The organism is Bradyrhizobium genosp. P, assembly GCF_049949265.1.
Taxonomy (GTDB): Bacteria; Pseudomonadota; Alphaproteobacteria; order Rhizobiales; family Xanthobacteraceae; genus Bradyrhizobium.
The window spans coordinates 679,004-696,801 of record NZ_CP188195.1 but is presented as its reverse complement, the minus strand read 5'-3'; the positions used below and the strand labels follow the sequence as shown (position 1 = coordinate 696,801).

Here is a 17,798-nt window from a genome sequence, read left to right as displayed (position 1 = left end):
TGACACATCCAGCCATGGAGAGCCGCATGGACCCGCAAGCCGAACTCCGCATCATCCGCGCCGCCTATGCCAAGCAGATCCTGGCCGCCGCCGACGTCGAGAATGCGCGGCTTGGCGACGCATTTGCGACCATTCCCCGCGAGGATTTCGTCGGTCCCGGACCATGGATGATACGACGATGGCTGCGCGACTATATGTCGACGCCCAGCGCCGATCCCGTCTATCTCTACACCGACGACCTGATCGCCCTGGTACCCGAGCGCGGCCTCAACAACGGGCAGCCGTCATTGCACGCGCATCTCATGCAAAAGGCCTCGCCTGCGGCAGGCGAGCACGTGGTGCATATCGGAACCGGCACCGGCTACTTCACGGCAATCCTTGCACATCTGGTCGGCCCTTCCGGCCGCGTGACGGGCATCGAATATGATCCCGAGCTCGCTGCGCGGGCCCGCGCCAATCTTGCCGACTGCACGAATACCGAGGTCATCACGGGCGACGGCACGCAGGTCGCGTTCGATTCCGCCGACGTGATCTACGTCAATGCCGGCTGCACCCAGCCGACCGCACGCTGGCTCGACAGCCTTGCCGATGGCGGGCGCCTGATCCTGCCGATGACGTCGGATCAGGGATTTCGCAGCCTTGCGCCGGAGCCGATGGCTCGTGCTGGTGCCGTGTTCCGGATCCGACGTGAGGGCGCGGATTATCACGCCACATGGATTTCGCCGGTCGCGATCTTTCCCTGCGCCGGGGGCCGGGACGAGACGTCCGAAAGGGCGATTGCAGATGCCTTCGCCCGCGGCGGCGGGCGGAAGGTGACGCGACTCTACCGCGATGAGAACATTGCTGACGAGCGCTGCTGGCTGCGCGGGCCGGGCTGGTGCCTCGCTTATAGTTGATATCTGTCGCACGGGCGGCGACCGCGCGCGCAATGGACAGTGCGTGAGCACCCGCGTACACCGGTCCCGAACCGTCGAGCGTCATCTCATACCGTCCATGGAGCCAGCGCTGTGTCCCTTGACGAAAGGCCCACCCTCGCCGCCCCCGACGACGATCCCCATCTGTGGCTGGAAGACGTCGAAGGCGAGCGCGCGCTGGAATTCGTCGAGCGACAGAGCCGGCTGACCTTGGAAAAATTCGGCGGCGCACGATTTGCGGCTGATCGCGACATGCTGGCGGCGATCTACGACCGGCCGGACAATATCCCCTACGTCACACGCCGCGGCGGGCTGCTCTACAATGTCTGGAAGGACGCGACGAATCCGCGTGGCCTCTGGCGTCGAACGACGCTTGAGGAGTTTTGCAAGCCGCATCCGGAATGGGAAATCCTGCTGGATATCGACGAGCTTGCCACCAAGGAAAACATGGACTGGCTGCTGGGCTGGACGCACACGTCCCCCGAAGCGGGTTCGCGCGTAATCGTAGGCCTGTCGCGCGGCGGCAGCGACGCCACCACACTGCGCGAATTCGACCTCGAAGCAAAGAGCTTCATTGCCGCCGGATTCGTACTGCCGGAAGCCAAGGGCGGCGCCGAATGGGTTGATGCCGACACGCTGTTGCTGTCGAGCGCTGGTGGCGACGGCATGGTCACGACCTCCGGCTATGCCGGCACCGTGAGGCGTTGGCGCCGTGGTGAGGCTGTAGAGCAGGCTCCGGTGATTTTCGAGGTGCCCGCCGATCATATGGCGGCCTATTGCGGCGGCGATCGAACGGGGGCGATCCCCCGCATCTGGTTCATCGATCGCATCGACTTCTTCAATCAACATACCTGGCTGGGTGACGAGACAGGCCCGAGAACCAAGCTCGATCTGCCGACCGACATCTCGCTCGAAGCGCAGCAGGACTGGTTGGCGATCAAGGTCCGCTCGGCGTGGACGGTGGCGGGGACGACCTACGCGGCGGATTCGGTGCTCGGCATATCGCTGTCGGCCTTTCTGGCAGGCGATCGCCATTTCACGATCGTGTTCGAACCGGGCGCGCGGCGCGCGCTGCAGGGATTTTTCTGGGCCGCCGGCGAACTGGTGCTGTCGATTCTGGATGAGTTGCTACCGGTTTTCGAAATCTGCACGCCGTCGGCAAATGACTGGACGCGCCGAGGACTGCAAGGGCTTCCCGGGATCGGTGTCGTCGATGTCTGGCGCCTCGACGTGATCGAGTCCGAGAGCAACGGCGATATGCTGGCCAATGTTCAGGACCCGCTGACGCCGTCCTCCCTGATGCTGGTCGAGGGCGTCGCAAGCCCGACGCTGCTCAAGCAGGCGCCGCGAACATTCAATGCCGACGGGCTCGTGGTTACGCAGCACGAGGCCATCTCGGTCGATGGCGAACGCATCCCCTATGTGCAGACCGGCCCGGCAACCGAGACCGGTGACGCGCCAGTGCACATGACCGCGTATGGCGGCTTCGGGGTCTCGGTGAAGCCCTACTACAATGCGACGCTCGGCAAGCTGTGGCTGGAGCGCGGCGGCACCACCGTTCAGGCGAATATCCGCGGCGGCGGCGAGTTCGGAACGCGCTGGCACGATGCCGGCCGCTATACTGGCAAGCGGCTGGCGCATGATGACTTCGCTGCGGTCGCGGCCGATCTGGTCAAACGCGGCGTCACCCGCGCGAGCCGGATCGCCGCAGAGGGCGGATCGAATGGCGGCATCCTGATCACCAACATGCTGACGCGCTATCCCGAACGGTTCGGCGCGTTGTTATGCACGATCCCGCTGATCGACATGCGCCGCTATACCAAACTCCTGGCTGGCGCGAGCTGGATTGCCGAATATGGCGATCCCGACAAGCCGGAGGAATGGGCCTGGCTGCAGACCTACTCCGCTTATCACACCGCGCGAGCCGGACAGCACTATCCGCCGATCCTGATCGCCACCACAAGGCGCGACGACCGGGTTCATCCCGGCCATGCGCGCAAGATGACGGCCAAGCTGCAGGCCATGGGCTACGAGGCCTGGCTCTACGAGCCCGCAGCCGGAGGTCACGGCTACGGCAAGGACAACAAGGAACGCGCCGCCTTCATCGCGCTCGGCTATGCCTTCCTGAGCGACAAGATCGGATGGATCGGCCACGACGGCTGAAGCGCTGGAGTCGTTATTTTGACGCGTTTTCTTGACGCGAACCGGCGTCCACTTCGCTCGAAAACGCTTCAGGTGCGGGCAAACATCAGGATCATGTTGTTGGCGGGCAGCTCGAACGTCCCGGCCAGGTTCAAGCCGACGCTCCCGGCGAGCGCCTCGAGATCGGCGATGTCGCGTACGCCCCATTCGGGATCGCGATCGCGCAACGAGATATCGAACACTGCGTTGCTGAGCGCGGTGTGCTTGCCGTCGCGCTTGAACGGACCGTAGAGGAAGAGCCGCCCGTCAGCGCGCAAATGGCGCGCGGCGCCGGCGAACAGGCCCTCGGCGACGGGCCACGGCGCGATGTGGATCACGTTGGCGCAAAAGATCGCAAGCAACCCGTCCGGACCGCTCCCATCGGACGGCCCGGGCGACCACGCTGGATCGGACAGATCAATCCGTTGCGGCGGCCGGATGTTGGCAAGGCCGGTATGCGTGCGCCAGGCCTCGATGCTTCTGAGATGCGCGGCATGGAGGTCGCTTGGCCACCAGGTCACGTCAGGCGTATGACCGGCAAAGTGCACGACATGCTGGCCGGTGCCGCTGCCAGCCTCCAGCACATCGCCGGACTGGCCAGCGAGGAACGGCTTCAGGAACGCCCAGATCGGCTGATGGTTGCGATGGAACGCGGCGGCATCGAGCCGCCCGTCCGCCTCGACAGGCCGGCCATCCTTGCCGAACTCCACCACAAATTCCGCCACGGCAATTCTCCTTAGGTCAATCGCCATATCTCAACCGCACGAACGTGACGGGCAAAAGGCGGAGAAGCCAGCAGGAACACCTTAGCGCATTGCAACGCCATGAACCGCCGCGCCACCACTGCCATTCTGCACATTGCCAGCCGATGGCCTTTGTGCTTTTCACCTTCTATATTGCGATCGGATCATCGAGATTAAGCCCGGGAAACGCCCTTGATCGCCAACTTCTCCAAGCCAGCCCTCGTCCTGGCGCTGCTGGCAGGTGCGGCAATGGCTGCGCCGGCGCAGGCCCAATCGGCTGCCGAGGGCCAAAAGCTCGCGTTCGACCGCGGCAAGGGCAATTGCCTGACCTGTCATATGATCAAGGGCGGCGACCTGCCCGGCACCATCGGCCCGGAGCTGACCGGCCTCAAGGCCAAATACAGCCGCGACGAGCTGATCGCGATCGTCACGGACGAAACCAAACGCAACCCGCTGACCGTGATGCCGCCGTTCGGACGAAACCGGATCTTGTCCGAACAGGAGATCAGCGCGGTGGTCGATTTCCTGCAGACGCTATGACGCCGCGACGGTCGCTTGGGGAGACTTTTGGAATGAACATCACGACCATGGAATTTTCCGGAACGCGCCGCCTGGTGCTGAAGGGCATCGGCGTCACCGCGCTGATCGGGCTCGGCGTCATTCCGCTTGATGTCCCGCAGGCGCTGGCGGCCGCGAACGACAAATATCCGGAGGATGCGTTCAAGCAGAAGAGCCAGGCCGACGCCATCAAGGCGCTCTACGGCAAGACCGCCGAACCATCAGACAAGGTGAAGATGGACGCACCCGAGATCGCCGAGAACGGCGCGGTGGTGCCGATCTCGGTCACCACCACGCTCGCCGACGTGACCTCGATCTCGTTCCTGGTCGCGGAAAATCCGAACGCGCTGGCGGCGAGCTACAAGATCCCGGCCGGCACGGTGCCTGGTGTCGCCAACCGCCTGAAGATGGCCAAGACCACCAACGTGACCGCGATCGTCGAGGCCGGCGGCAAGCTCTACAGCACCACCAAGGAAGTCAAGGTCACCGTCGGCGGCTGCGGCGGCTAAGCTCAAAACAGGGAAGTGTTCCGATGGCTTCAAGCATTCGCGTGCGCGCTACCGCAAACGGCGACACCACCGAGGTGCAGGCGCTGATCCAGCATCCGATGGACTCCGGCTTCGTCAAGGATGCGCAGGGCAATCTGATCCCACCGCATTTCATCCAGGAGCTGACATTCGAATATGACGGCAAGCCGGTGTTCGTCGCCGATTGGGGCCCGGCGGTCTCGAAAGACCCTTACGTGAAGTTCGCGTTCAAGGGCGGCAAGAAGGGCGACGATCTCAAGATCAACTGGGTCGACAACAAGGGCGCGACCGACGCCACCACGGCCAAGATTCAATGACGTTGAGCGTCGCCATCCGCGCCTCCGCCGCCGTGCTCACGCTCGGCGTGCTGGCGCTTGCGCCGGCCGCGCGCGCGGCCGACAGCATCGATCCCGTCACCGACAAGGCCGCGTTCCAGAAATTCTTCACCGACAAGTTTCCCAAGCTGAAGCCTGGTGATTTCGTCAACGGTCCCTATTCGATGAATGAGGACATGCACAAGCAGTGGGAGGAAAAGGAAGAGTTTCCGCCCTACGAGTTCTCGCTCGAGGCCGGCAAGGAGATGTTCTCGAAGCCGTTCAAGAACGGCAAGACCTACGCGGACTGCTTCCCCAATCAGGGCATCGGCATCCGCCAGAACTATCCTTACTTTGACGAGAAGGAAGGCAAGGTCGTCACGCTCGAGCTCGCGCTCAATCGCTGCCGCGAAGCCAATGGCGAGGCGCCGTTCTCCTATGTGAAGGACGACATGGCGGCGCTCACCGCCTATATGGCCTTCACCTCGCGTGGCAAGCCGATGGACATCAAGATCCCGAACGATCCGCGCGCGCTGGAGGCCTACCAGAAGGGCAAGGAATATTTCTATACCCGCCGCGGCCAGCTCAACTTCTCCTGTGCGACCTGCCACGTGCAAAGTCCGGGCGAACGGATTCGCGCCGAGGTGCTGGCGCCGGCGCTCGGCATTCTGAACGCAATGCCGATCTATCGCTCGGAATGGTCAGGCATGGGCACCACCAGCCGCCGCTTCACCACCTGCAACAGCCAGATCCGCGGCGTGCCGCTGAACCCGCAGGACGACGAGTATCGCAACCTCGAATACTATCTGTCCTATGTCAGCAATGGACTGCCGATCTCCGGCCCGGGGGCCCGACCATGAGAACGACGATCGTTTTCGCGGCATCGGTGCTGCTGCTCGCAACCGGAGCGAGCGCATTCGCCGCCTCCGAGGCCGACTACAAGGCGGCCTATGCCGCGGCGGAAGCGGCCAACAAGGAAGCCGGCGCCCTGCGCAACCAGTGGACCCCGACCGCCTCGACACTCGCCGCAGCCAAGAAGGCCGGCGACGCCGGTGATTTCGACACTGCCGTCGCACAGGCCAAGGAGGCCGAAGCGCTGGCAAAGGCATCGATCTTCCAGGCCACCAGCGAAAAGGAACGCTGGAAGGACATGGAAATTCATTGACGCACAAGAGTTAGGGAGGCACAGGCGAAAGGGTTCCCTCCCACCGCCCGCGTGGCTTCGAACCAAGTGCCGGGAGAGTGATGAGCATCCGCCGCCGCGATTTGTTGAAAGCTTCGGCCGCCGTCTCGCTGTCGGCCGCCCTGCCGCGCCTTGCGCGCAGTGCCGAGACGAGCAGCGTCTACGATCTCGAGCGCTTCGGCAATGCGCGCATCCTGCACATGACGGATACGCATGCGCAGCTGAGGCCGGTGCTGTTCCGCGAGCCGAGCGTCAATCTCGGGGTCGGCGCGATGGCTGGCCAACCGCCGCATCTGGTCGGCAAGGCATTCCTCGACCGCTTCGGTATCCGGCCCGACAGCGCCGATGCCTATGCCTTCACCTGCGTCGGGTTCGAGAAGGCCGCAGGTCGCTTCGGCAAGCTCGGCGGCTTTGCACATCTGAAGACGCTGATCGACCGACTGCGCGCCGACGTCGGCGAGCGGCGTTCGCTGCTGCTCGATGGCGGCGACCTCTGGCAGGGGACTGGCCTGTCCAACATCATGAAGGGCGCCGACATGGTGGAGGCCGCCAATCTGCTCGGCATCGAGGCGATGACCGGCCATTGGGAATTCACCTATGGCGAACCGGCGCTGCGCGACAATCTCACCCGCTTCAAGGGCGAGTTCCTGGCGCAGAACGTCTTCCTGACCGAGGAAGCCGCCTTCAACGACGCCAAGGCGTTCGATCCGGCCTCGGGCCGCGTCTTCAAGCCGTCCACGATCAAGGAGATCGGCGGCCATCGCGTCGCGATCATCGGTCAGGCGTTTCCCTACGTGCCGATCGCGCATCCAAAGCGCTTCACGCCGGACTGGACATTCGGCATCCGCGACGAGGAGCTGCAGAAGCTGGTCGACAGTCACCGCAACGACGACAAGGTCGAGGCGGTGATCCTGCTGTCGCACAACGGCATGGATGTCGACCTCAAGCTTGCCAGCCGCGTCACCGGCATCGACGTGATCCTTGGCGGTCACACCCATGATGCGATCCCGCTGCCGATCACGGTGACCAATGCCGGCGGCGTCACGCTGGTCACCAATGCCGGCTCGAACGGCAAATTCCTCGGCGTGCTCGATCTCGACCTCGCCAAGGGCAAGGTCGCCAACGTCCGCTACCGGCTGCTGCCGGTATTCTCGGAACTGCTGAAGCCTGATCCGGCGATGCAGGCGTTGATCGACAAAATGCGCGAGCCCCATGTCGGCGACTGGAGCGACAAGCTCGCCTCCGCCGACCGCCTGTTGTACCGCCGCGGCAATTTCTCCGGCACCATCGACCAATTGATCTGCGATGCGCTGCTGAACGAACTCAATGCCGAGATCGCGCTATCGCCCGGCTTCCGCTGGGGCCTCACCACGCTGGCCGGCCAGCCGCTGACCATGGAAGACGTGCTGTCGGAAACCGCGATCACCTATCCGGAGACCTATGTCAGCGCCATGACCGGCGCGCAGATCAAGGACGTGCTGGAAGACGTCTGCGACAATCTGTTCAACGCCGATCCCTATTATCAGCAGGGCGGCGACATGGTCCGCGTCGGCGGCCTCGCCTACACCTGCACGCCCGCAGAAACGGTGGGGAAACGCATCTCCGAGCTAAAGCTCGCGGACGGCAAGCCGCTCGACGCGCGCAAGAGCTACAAGGTGGCGGGCTGGGCTTCCGTCAACGCGCAGAGCGGTGCGCCGGTCTGGGATGTCGTCGCAAGGCATCTGCGCGCCGGCCGGCCGCCGAACCGTGACGAACCGGCCGTGACGCTGAAGGGCGTCGAGGACAATCCAGGCATTGCGAGGCAGGGATGATGCGGCGCCTGATCACCATCGCAATTTGCTTGGCGCTGATTGCATTCGCAGCGCCTGCCGTCCGTGCCCAGCGGGAGCCGCCGCTGCAGGACAAGCCGTTCGCCGAGCACAAGATCGTGCTGCAGCTCTCCGACAGCGATCCGAAGAAGCAGGGTCTCGTCATCAGCGTCGCCAACAATCTGATGAAGAAATACGATCCGGACAAGATCGCGATCGAGATCGTCGCCTTCGGCCCGGGCATCGACTTGCTCAAGCCTGACAATTCGAACCGCAAGCTGGTCGAGAGCCTGGTCGCGCAGGGCGCGCGGGTCGACATCTGCCTCAACACCGTCGACACGATCGAGCGCGAGACAGGCAAGCGGCCGGATTACATTCCCGTCGCAACGCCGGTGCAGGTCGGTGTCGCGCAGATCCTGCTGCTGACCGAAAATGGATACACGCTGGTTCGTCCTTGACGCCGTCATTGCGAGCGGAGCGAAGCAATCCGTCGCCCCTCGAAAAGAAAGAATGGATTGCTTCGTCGCTTCGCTCCGCGCAATGACGAATGAGCCAGCCCAAGGAGTTTTGCCATGTTTCGCCGCCTAGCCACCGCTGCCGCGCTCTCGGTCGCCCTCGCAACCGGCGCACTCGCCGCCGACAAGGCGCACCACATCGCGATCCAGGTCGACCAGAACGACCCGCAGGTGATGAATCTCGCGCTCAACAACGCGACCAACGTCATCGAATACTACCGCGCCAAGAACGAGGATGTGGACATCGACGTCGTCGCCTACGGCCCAGGGCTGCACATGCTGCGCAGCGATACGTCGCCGGTGCAGGACCGCATCAAGCGCCTCAAGGACATGGTATTCCCCGGCAAGATCCAGTTCTCGGCCTGCAACAATACCAAGCAGGGCATGGAAAAGGCCGAGGGTCACGCCATCTCGGTGCTGCCGGATGCCACCGTCGTTCCGTCAGGGGTGGTCCATCTGATGGAGTTGCAGGAACAGGGCTGGAGCTACGTCCGGCCCTGACCGGAGGACATCTGCTTCGAGACACGCACATTTGAGAGACGAATATTGTTTGAAGCGCCTTCTATTATAGAATAATATCCTCCGCGAGACTCAATTTGAGACCGCGCGGCAGCCGTCATGATCTTTCGTCAGCTCTTCGACAGCGTTTCAGGGACCTACAGCTACCTGCTCGCTAGCCGCGCCGGCGGCGAGGCGCTGATCCTTGATCCCGTGCTGGAAAAGGCCGAGCGTTACTGCAAGCTGCTGCAGGAGCTCGACCTCCGGCTGGTCAAGGCCGTCGACACCCATCTGCACGCCGATCATGTCACTGGATTGGCCGAACTGCGCGACCGCACCCAGTGCATCACCATCATGGGCGAGCAGAGCAAGGCCGACGTTGTGTCGATGCGCGTCGTTGACGGCGACAGGGTGACGATCGAGGGCCTGTGCCTGGAGGCGATGTACACGCCCGGCCATACCGACGATTCCTATAGTTACCTGATGGGCGACCGCGTCTTCACCGGCGACACGCTGTTGATCCGCGGCACCGGCCGCACTGATTTCCAGAACGGCAGCGCGCGGGCGCAATACGACTCGATCTTCAATCGCCTGCTGAAATTACCCGAAGAGACGATGGTATTCCCGGCGCACGACTACAAGGGCGACACCGTCTCCACCATCGGCGAGGAGAAGCGCTACAATCCGCGGCTGCAGGTGAAGTCGATCGACGACTATGTCGAGCTGATGAACAACCTCAATCTGCCGAACCCGAAGCTGATGGACGTCGTGCTCCCTGCCAACATGCATGTCGGCCTGCATCAGAACGAACTCGCCAAAGAAGGCCTCGCGCTGTCAGCGTACGACGCGATCGCAAGCCTCGGGCGGCCCGCCATCCTGCTGGTGGATCTGCGCGAGAGCGGCGAACGAACCAAACACGGCATGCTCCCCGGCGCGCTGCACGCGCCCTATCCTGGAATCTGCGAAAGCCTGCAGCCCGGCGGCATGCTCCGTGAAGTCGCCGCCGCGACCGGCCGCCGCGTCGTGTTCTTCTGCGCCTTCGGCGAGCGATCGGCGATGGCGGTGGCCGCCGCGAAGAAAGCCGGCCTTGCGAATACCGCACATATCGAAGGCGGCATCGACGCCTGGAAGAAGGCCGGTGGGCCCGTGGTGCGGGGATGATCCACTCGGCCACGCGTACAAAATCTTTCACCGTCACCCTGAGGTGCGAGCTCTTGCGAGCCTCGAAGGGCTGCGGCCCCGCTCTTTCCACGAGCACTTGGAAATATCCGGGCCGCGCATCCTTCGAGACGCCGCTTCGCGGCTCCTCAGGATGACGGGTTAGATAAGATCACCGCGTCACCCGCTTCAACTCCGCCGTCAGCCGGTCCAGCGCGTCTGCGAGCATCACGCCGCCGCACACGGTGAGCCGCTCCGGCAGTATGATGCGCATCTGCGGCGGATAGAAGCGCTCCAGCGCCGGATGCAGCAGGAAGGCGCGGCCGTCATCCTCGGCGCGATCGCCCGCCTCCGACACCAGGATGAAATCGGGCCGCAGCTTTACGATCGCTTCCAGCGAGGCAAATCCGCCGGTGTCGAGACCGAGTTCGCCCGCCGCATTGACCAGGCCGGTTTCCGTCAGCAGAGAGCTGAGCAGGCTGTCCGCACCCGATACCCAACCGCGCCGCGCCAGCGGCAGCACGCGATAATGATGCTTCGTCACGCTAGCCCGCGCACGCGCCATCGCGGCATCGAGGCGTGCGATCTCGGCATTGGCGCGGTCCGGATGCTGCGCCACATCGCCCATCTCGCGGATCTGGTCCTTCACCTCGTCCAGCGTGCGCGGCACCGTGAACTCGACGAGGTGCAACCCGTTGGCCTTGAGCAGATCGCGCGTCGTGCGCTTGTCGAACAGGCTGACCACGACGATATCAGGCTTTGCGATCAGCACCTCCTCGGCGCCGCCGGACAGGATCGGATAGCGCCGCGCCTCGCCCGCCGCCCAGGATTGCCACGAGTCGCGCGAATATCGGCTCAGCCCGAGGATCTGGTCCGGATCGGCCAGCGACAACAGCAGCTGATCGCTGCAGACATTCATCGAGACGATGCGCGGTCCTGTCGCCCGTGACGCGCCGCATGATGTGATCCACGCAAGGATCGACAACGTCAGAACAGCATAGAGCGAGGCGAGGCATCGGCCGCGAGCCAGCTGCGCCCCCTCTCCCGCTTGCGGAGGAGGGTTGGGGTGGGGGTGTCGCCACGAGAAAGACTGCCGACGTGGAGAGAGCCCCCACCCGCCGCGCGCTACGCGCACGTCGACCTCCCCCGCAAGCGGGAGAGGTGAACGGAGCCCGCCGAACGGCCGACGCATCAGACATCCGCCCATGGCACGATGACGGCCTCGTTTTGATATTCGGCGCGATAGGCGCTGATCCGGAACACATCGGCCATCACGGCCTCCGATAACGCCACCATCGGCGCGCCCTGCGAGGCCAACCGCCCCTCCGAGAGCACCAGCACATGATCGGCAAAGCGCGCGGCAAGCCCGAGATCGTGGGTGACCACGACGACCAGCACGCCCTTGTCGGCGACGCTGCGCAGGTTCTGCATCACATCGATCTGGTGCCGCGGATCGAGCGATGCGGTGGGCTCGTCGGCGAGAATCACCGGCGCCTCCACCGCCAGCACGCGGGCCAGCGCGACGCGGCTGCGCTCGCCGCCGGAGAGTTCGGTGACGCGGCGGTCGCCGAAAGCCATCACGTCGACCGCCTGCATCGCCCGCAGCACCGCCTCCATATCCTTCGGCGACAGCCGCGCCGGATCGGTCGCGCCATGCGGGTAGCGGCCAAGGGCTACGATGTCGCGCGCCGGCAGCGGCCAGTGCACCATGTGACCCTGCGGCAGATAGGCGAAGCGTTTCGCACGCTCGCGCAGCGACAGCGACGACAACGCATCGCCGCCGATCCGGATCGTGCCGCTGGATGGAATCAGCCCGGCCAGCGCACGCAGCAATGTGGTCTTGCCGGCACCGTTCGGACCGACCAGCGCGACCAGATGCGCCGATGATAACGACAACGAGATGTCATGCAGCACCTTGCGGCTGCCCAGCGACACATCGAGACCGGTTGCGGAGAGCAGCGTCATGCCACGCCTCCGCCGAGCGCGCGGCGTTCGCGCATGATCAGATAGAGGAAGAACGGCACGCCGATGATCGAGGTCAGCACGCCGACCTTGATGTCCGAGGTCGAGGGGATGATGCGAACGGCGATATCGGCCGCCAGCAGCAGCGCCGAGCCGGCGAGCGCGCTCGGCAGCAACAGCCGGGCCGGATCGTGGCCGATCACCGGGCGCATCAGATGCGGCGCGACCAGGCCGATGAAGCCGATCGTGCCGGTCACCGCGACGGCCCCGCCGACACCGAGCGCCACGCCCGAGATCACCAACAGCCGCAGCCGCCCGACATCAACACCGAGGCTCTGTGCAGCCTCTTCGCCCAGGGTCAGCGCGCGGAAGGCGCTGGCCTGGCTCAGCAGGATGACCGCACCGGCGATGATAAAGGGCAATGCCAGCGCGACATGCTGGAAGCTGCGGTCCTCGAGCGAGCCAAGCAGCCAGAACGCGATCTCCAGCACCACGAAGGGATTGCTGGAGAGATTCATCACCAGCGCCGTCGCAGCGCCCGCGAAGCTTGAGATCGCGAGCCCCGAAAGGATCAGGATCAGGAGCCCGGCATTGCGGCCGGCGATCGCCAGCAACGCAAACACCGAGACGAAGGCCGCGATGATCGCCGCCACCGGCAGCGCGTAGGAACGCACGTCGGCCAGCCCCAGCGCGATCACCAGCACCGCGCCGAAGGCTGCCGCTTGCGGCGCGCCGAACAGCGACGGCGACGCCAGCGGATTGCGCAAAAGTCCCTGCAGCGCCGCGCCCGACAATCCGAGAATACCGCCGATCGCGAACGCCAGGATGGTGCGCGGCAGGCGGATCTCGCGCACGATCACCTGCGCTACATCGCTGCTGCCACCGAACAAGGCCTCGATCACCGTGAGCGGAGACAGCCGCACCGGTCCGATGCCAAGCGAGATCAGCACCAGCACAACCACGAGCGCGGCGAGCGCCGCGGTCGCGCCAAAACGACGCCGCGCCGCGACCTCGGCCGCCAAGGCAAAATCCTGCACGCTCATCGCGTCATGCTCATACAGCGATTACAGTGGCAGACAAGCGACACTCGACAAAAACCGTACCGGTCAACCGTTGCCCCACTTCCGCCAGGATTGACTTGGTTTCCAGCCGCCCCCTAGATGAACCTGACGGTTCCTGAATTGGGATCAAAAGGGAATGCGGTGCGGGGAAACTCCCCTAGGCCGCGGCTGCCCCCGCAACTGTAAGCGGTGAATCCTTCGTCATAGGCCACTGGGAAACTCGGTCCTGGGAAGGCGACGAAGGGTAACGACCCGCGAGCCAGGAGACCTGCCGTCAGCCGTGGTCACACGCGATGATGTCGGTCGGGGAGTACAGACATTAGCTTCACCTGATGCCAAGCGCGCTGGTGAGACTGGTTCGCGGTGACGTGCCACTGACGTTGCCGCGGTCCAGACTATGCTTTCCATCCCTTCAGCCCGGCGGCGCCGCGCGCTGCTTCTCGCGTCGACGATGATCGTGCCGGCTCTCGGCGCGACGTCGGCGCTGGCGCAGGCGCAGCAGGCGCCGCAGGCCACACCTTCCGATCAACTTCCCCCCATCGAGGTCACCAAGCCGGGCGACCAGAACCTCACTCGCGCCAAGCCGACCGCCGACGAAACCCCGGCGCCGCGACGCCCCGCCCCGGGTGACACGCAAACCAAGAACGCCGGAACTGGAACGGGAACGGCCACGACGTCGACCGGCACAGGAACCGGGACCGGTGGTACGGCCGGCGGCGGACGTCAGTTCGCCGCCATCGTCGGCGCGTCCTCGACCGTGATCACGGCCGACGACATCGCGCACTCGCCGGTGCACACGCTGTCCGAGATCCTCGCGCAGGTGCCGGGCGTGCAGTTGCAGTCGTTCTACGGCGGCGTGAATGGCGCCAAGACATCAGTCGACATCCGCGGATTCGGCGCTTTCGCCGCCCCGAACGTCCTCATTCTCATCAACGGACGCCGGCAAACCGACATCGACCTGTCGGGTTTCGATCTTTCGACCATCCCGCTCAATTCGATCGAGCGCGTCGAAATCACCCGCGGCAACAGCGGCGCAGTGCTCTACGGCGACAACGCGGTCGGCGGCGTGGTCAACATCGTCACCAAGAATGGCGTCGGCGGACCGCCGGTTGCGATCAAGGCCGAAGGCGGAGTCGGTTCGTTCAACCAGCGCCTGGCAGAACTCTCGGTCGCGGCCACTTCCGGGCCATGGTCGACGTCGTTCTATGGCAATGGCGTCAAATCCGATGGCTACCGCGCCAACAATGCGCTCGACCAGCGCAATGCCGTCGGCAATATCAATTACGCCACCCCCGACCTCAGCGCTTTCCTGACCGTCACGGGAGGCGATCAAAAGCTTGGCCTTCCCGGCGGGCGGACCGTGGATCCCTCGATTGGTCTCAACGAGTTGGCCACCGACAGGCGAGGCACCGACACGCCTTACAATTATGGCAACCAGCAGACCACCAGCGTCACCACCGGCTTCACCAAAACCGTGATGAACGGCGTCGACCTGATCGTCGACGGCGGCTGGCGGCAGCGCGACACCCAGAGCGGCTTCTTCGGCACAATGCCGACGATCAGCTTTTCGTCGACCTACAACGACGCTGCGCTGCAGACCTGGTCGATCACGCCGCGCCTCAGCATCAAGAACGCGATCTTCGGGCTGCCGTCCTCGATCCTGACCGGCATCGACTATGACGACACGACGTTCCGCGAGTCGCGCGGCGCCTTCCAGGGCGTGGACCCCTACCACATCTACAACATCGACCAGCAGCAACTGGCGGGTTACTGGCAGCAGACCGTCGGGCTGCTGCCGACCACTGATTTCTCGTATGGCGCGCGGGTAGAGAACACGAGCGTCTCGGCGCGGGATCGCTACGACCCGAACGCACCCTTCGCCTTCGACACGCAAGCGAGCCCGCTCAACAGCAGTGAGACACAGTATGCGGCGCATGTCGGCGTCGAGCATCGGTTTGACGACACGTTCTCGGTGTTCGGCCGTGCCGCGCGCGCGTTCCGCACACCTGGTGCCGACGAGCGCGTTGCATCGGGGCCGTCGTTCGACCCGGTGACCTTCGCTTCGATCCCGCAGAACTTCCAGCTCAAGACGCAGACGTCGGAAGACGTCGAGGGCGGCTTCCGCGTCAAGACCAACCGCTTCCAGGTCCAAACCAGCGTCTACCTGATGGATCTCGACAACGAGATTCACTTCAATCCCGTGCTGTTCTACAACGTCAACCTCGATCCGACCCGCCGCTACGGCAGCGAGACCAGCGCCTCGCTCAAGGTCAGTGACACCGTGACCTTCCGCGGCGGAATGGCCTACACCCGCGCGGTCTTCCGTGAGGGCATGTGGGCCGGCAACGACGTGCCGCTGGTGTCCCGCTACACCGGCAATATCGGCGTGACCTGGAATATCTGGCAGAACTACCTGGTGTTCGACGGCACGCTGCGCGCCTGGAGCTCGCGCGTCATGGACAACGATCAGGCCAACACCCAGGGCCGCATCCCCGGCAATGCGACCGCCGACGTCAAGCTCAGCGGGCAATATGAACACTTTTTCTGGTCGGTCAGCGTGAACAATCTGTTCAACGCGCTGTATTATGACTACGCCATCACGAGCACCTTCACGGCGGGCCGCTTCGCCGCCTACCCGCTCCCGGGCCGGACCTACATGGTGCGGGCCGGCGCGACGTTCTGAGCTGTCTCAGGAAGACGCGGTGGGATGCGATCCCCCCGCGTCTTCTCCATTACGCACACCCGGCAAGTGGAGTAGGATCGCACGACGCGATCCGACACGACGTGCAGGGGAAACGCATGGGCAAGGCCGGAAAGACGACCGAAGGCCGCAGCAGGGTGCGCGACAAGGCCGACGACAAATCGAAAAAGCCGCCGGCATTGCCGACGGCCGACGACGATTTCGAGGATGGCGACATGGCGACGCCCAAGGTCGACCGCTACGGTGATGACGATGAGCCGTTGTGAGGCCACAGTGCCCACCACGGCGTCATCCCGGCGTAGGCCGGATCCATAGCCACCGCTGCCGATCGTTGATCTGACTGTGGCCTCAGCCAGCTCAATCATCAGCATTTGTGGTTATGGGTCCCGGGTCGCGCTTCGCTTGCCCGGGACGACGAAGGCAGAGCTAGCAAAAATCATCGCTTTCGATCGTCCGGATGCTCTGGCGATCGAGCAGATGCGCGCCGAAGCCGCCACGCGCGAGGCGTGTCGCGATCTCCGGTGAGCCCAATAGCAGCATTACCGTCATCGCCAGCGGCACGGCGCTGGGCCAATCGAGCCGCACCGGCGTCAGCTCCTCGGTGCTGTCCTGATACGGGCTGCGGCCCGCAGCGATCCGCCCGCACTCCCTGACGATGTCGCGCCGCGTGCCGTCGCGTGAAGCGCTGCCGAGCAGCGCCTGCATCGCGAGATGCGTCCGCACCCCCGCGCGGCTCTCGGGAAGCGGCGCCGGCGTTTCACCGCACGAGACGCGCAGCAGCAGATCGACAAGATCGGTGCCGGCGCGATACGCATTGACAGGCTCGACCAGCCGTGGATTGCAGTCGATCAGAAGCGGCGTATCGCTGTCGAGCGGCATGATGACATCGACCGACAGCGCGCCGTGCCAGCCAAGATGCGCGCCGATCCGCTCGAGATAGCCGCGGATGCCGGGCCGGCTCACGCTCTCCTTGATCGCCTCGCCGCCGCCGACACCGGCCGCGACCTGCCGATAGGCGTGGAAGCCGACGAGCGCACCGTGGCAAAACACCGACTGCACCTTCTCGGTGGTGCCGGTGATGAGATCCTGCGCCAGCACCTCGCCGGCAAAATCGCCGGCCGATTCGAGATCGTTTAGCGCGAGATTGAGATCTCTGGCGTCGCGCACGAACCAGATGCCACGGCTGGCGGTACCGACCGACGTCTTCACGATGGATGGAAACCGCACCGCTTCGCGCAGTTCCTGGCCCGACCTCACGATTCGGGTCGACGGCTGCGGCACGCCGAGTTGGTCGAGCAGCCGGCTGAAGCCGGCCTTGCCGTGCACCATGCGATAGGCGGCGAAATCCGGCAGCGCCAGCCCGACGCGCGATGCCAGTTGCGCCTCGGCCCTGGCAAACAGAAAGCCCTGTTCATGGGTCGGCAGCAGCACGTCGAAATGCTGCGATGCCAACAGCCGCTCGACGAAGCGCAGGAAGCCTGCCGGATCGGCGCGCAGTCCCGGGCAATGGTGGAATTTGCGGACAAAGCGGGAGTAGCGCGCCAGGCACCAGCGCGAGGGATCGCAGACCTCGACATGATGGCCCGCCAGCCCGAGGATCGTGATCGCCTCACGGCCGGAGGTGCTGGACCCCTCTGGCACGAGCACCCGGAGCGGCTTTCTGGCGTCAATCATG

Annotated in this window: 18 protein-coding genes and 1 riboswitch; of the genes, 13 read left to right on the top strand and 5 right to left on the bottom strand. The window is 64.6% G+C overall.

The annotated features are described in order from the left end of the window. Positions 1-26 precede the first annotated feature (26 nt). Both ACP2YO_RS03380 and ACP2YO_RS03375 read left to right on the top strand, forming a co-directional pair. Positions 27-896: a protein-L-isoaspartate O-methyltransferase family protein gene (locus ACP2YO_RS03380; RefSeq protein WP_426439058.1), complete on the top strand. Its 870-nt coding sequence runs from the start codon at positions 27-29 to the stop codon at positions 894-896. Between the two features lie 111 nt (positions 897-1,007). Next, a complete protein-coding gene (locus ACP2YO_RS03375; protein ID WP_426439056.1) occupies positions 1,008-3,077 on the top strand; it encodes a prolyl oligopeptidase family serine peptidase in 2,070 nt (689 codons plus the stop codon). Positions 3,078-3,145: 68 nt separating this feature from the next. On the opposite strand, the gene ACP2YO_RS03370 is transcribed toward ACP2YO_RS03375, so the two are convergent. Continuing rightward, positions 3,146-3,820 carry a DUF938 domain-containing protein gene (locus ACP2YO_RS03370; RefSeq protein WP_426439054.1) on the bottom strand — a complete coding sequence of 225 codons (675 nt, stop codon included), beginning with the start codon at positions 3,818-3,820 and terminating at the stop codon, positions 3,146-3,148. Between the two features lie 267 nt (positions 3,821-4,087). Here ACP2YO_RS03370 and soxX point away from each other — a divergent pair, with 267 nt between their 5' ends. The 9 genes from soxX (at position 4,088) to ACP2YO_RS03325 (ending at position 10,402) form a co-directional block, all read left to right on the top strand. Next, entirely contained in the window at positions 4,088-4,378 is a 291-nt protein-coding gene (gene soxX, locus ACP2YO_RS03365; protein ID WP_426443045.1) for a sulfur oxidation c-type cytochrome SoxX, read from the top strand. A 32-nt stretch (positions 4,379-4,410) separates the two neighbouring features. After that, a complete protein-coding gene (gene soxY / locus ACP2YO_RS03360) occupies positions 4,411-4,905 on the top strand; it encodes a thiosulfate oxidation carrier protein SoxY (protein WP_426439052.1) in 495 nt (164 codons plus the stop codon). A 23-nt stretch (positions 4,906-4,928) separates the two neighbouring features. Beyond that, positions 4,929-5,240, top strand: coding sequence for a thiosulfate oxidation carrier complex protein SoxZ (gene soxZ, locus ACP2YO_RS03355; RefSeq protein ID WP_426439050.1), 312 nt, complete (start codon positions 4,929-4,931; stop codon positions 5,238-5,240). Further along, entirely contained in the window at positions 5,237-6,097 is an 861-nt protein-coding gene (gene soxA, locus ACP2YO_RS03350) for a sulfur oxidation c-type cytochrome SoxA (RefSeq protein ID WP_426439048.1), read from the top strand. The genes soxZ and soxA overlap by 4 nt, the downstream gene beginning before the upstream one ends. After that, positions 6,094-6,402, top strand: a complete 309-nt coding sequence (locus tag ACP2YO_RS03345) for a hypothetical protein (protein ID WP_426439046.1) — start codon at positions 6,094-6,096, stop codon at positions 6,400-6,402. The genes soxA and ACP2YO_RS03345 overlap by 4 nt, the downstream gene beginning before the upstream one ends. Before the next feature lie 80 nt (positions 6,403-6,482). Then, positions 6,483-8,231, top strand: a complete 1,749-nt coding sequence (gene soxB, locus ACP2YO_RS03340) for a thiosulfohydrolase SoxB (protein ID WP_426439044.1) — start codon at positions 6,483-6,485, stop codon at positions 8,229-8,231. Further along, on the top strand, positions 8,228-8,686 hold the full coding sequence (locus tag ACP2YO_RS03335; protein WP_426439042.1) for a hypothetical protein: 459 nt from the start codon (positions 8,228-8,230) through the stop codon (positions 8,684-8,686). The genes soxB and ACP2YO_RS03335 overlap by 4 nt, the downstream gene beginning before the upstream one ends. A gap of 114 nt (positions 8,687-8,800) precedes the next feature. Continuing rightward, positions 8,801-9,244, top strand: coding sequence for a DsrE family protein (locus ACP2YO_RS03330; RefSeq protein ID WP_426439040.1), 444 nt, complete (start codon positions 8,801-8,803; stop codon positions 9,242-9,244). A 117-nt stretch (positions 9,245-9,361) separates the two neighbouring features. Continuing rightward, positions 9,362-10,402 carry an MBL fold metallo-hydrolase gene (locus ACP2YO_RS03325; protein WP_426439038.1) on the top strand — a complete coding sequence of 347 codons (1,041 nt, stop codon included), beginning with the start codon at positions 9,362-9,364 and terminating at the stop codon, positions 10,400-10,402. A 169-nt stretch (positions 10,403-10,571) separates the two neighbouring features. Here ACP2YO_RS03325 and ACP2YO_RS03320 read toward each other — a convergent pair whose 3' ends face one another. The 3 genes from ACP2YO_RS03320 to ACP2YO_RS03310 all read right to left on the bottom strand — a co-directional run bounded on the left by ACP2YO_RS03320 (position 10,572) and on the right by ACP2YO_RS03310 (position 13,404). Next, positions 10,572-11,318: an ABC transporter substrate-binding protein gene (locus ACP2YO_RS03320; RefSeq protein WP_426439036.1), complete on the bottom strand. Its 747-nt coding sequence runs from the start codon at positions 11,316-11,318 to the stop codon at positions 10,572-10,574. Positions 11,319-11,590: 272 nt separating this feature from the next. Continuing rightward, entirely contained in the window at positions 11,591-12,364 is a 774-nt protein-coding gene (locus ACP2YO_RS03315) for an ABC transporter ATP-binding protein (protein WP_426439034.1), read from the bottom strand. Continuing rightward, positions 12,361-13,404 (bottom strand): FecCD family ABC transporter permease, encoded by a 1,044-nt coding sequence (locus ACP2YO_RS03310; RefSeq protein ID WP_426439032.1) that lies wholly within the window; start codon positions 13,402-13,404, stop codon positions 12,361-12,363. The genes ACP2YO_RS03315 and ACP2YO_RS03310 overlap by 4 nt, the downstream gene beginning before the upstream one ends. A gap of 110 nt (positions 13,405-13,514) precedes the next feature. Continuing rightward, a riboswitch (cobalamin riboswitch) is annotated at positions 13,515-13,712 on the top strand. A 161-nt stretch (positions 13,713-13,873) separates the two neighbouring features. On the opposite strand from ACP2YO_RS03310, the gene ACP2YO_RS03305 reads away from it, so the two are divergent. Then, entirely contained in the window at positions 13,874-16,105 is a 2,232-nt protein-coding gene (locus ACP2YO_RS03305) for a TonB-dependent receptor (protein WP_426439030.1), read from the top strand. 116 nt (positions 16,106-16,221) lie between these two features. Next, a complete protein-coding gene (locus ACP2YO_RS03300; protein WP_426439028.1) occupies positions 16,222-16,389 on the top strand; it encodes a hypothetical protein in 168 nt (55 codons plus the stop codon). Between the two features lie 160 nt (positions 16,390-16,549). On the opposite strand, the gene ACP2YO_RS03295 is transcribed toward ACP2YO_RS03300, so the two are convergent. Beyond that, complete coding sequence (locus ACP2YO_RS03295) at positions 16,550-17,797, bottom strand: ATP-grasp domain-containing protein (protein ID WP_426439026.1); 1,248 nt, start codon at positions 17,795-17,797, stop codon at positions 16,550-16,552. Position 17,798 lies beyond the last annotated feature (1 nt).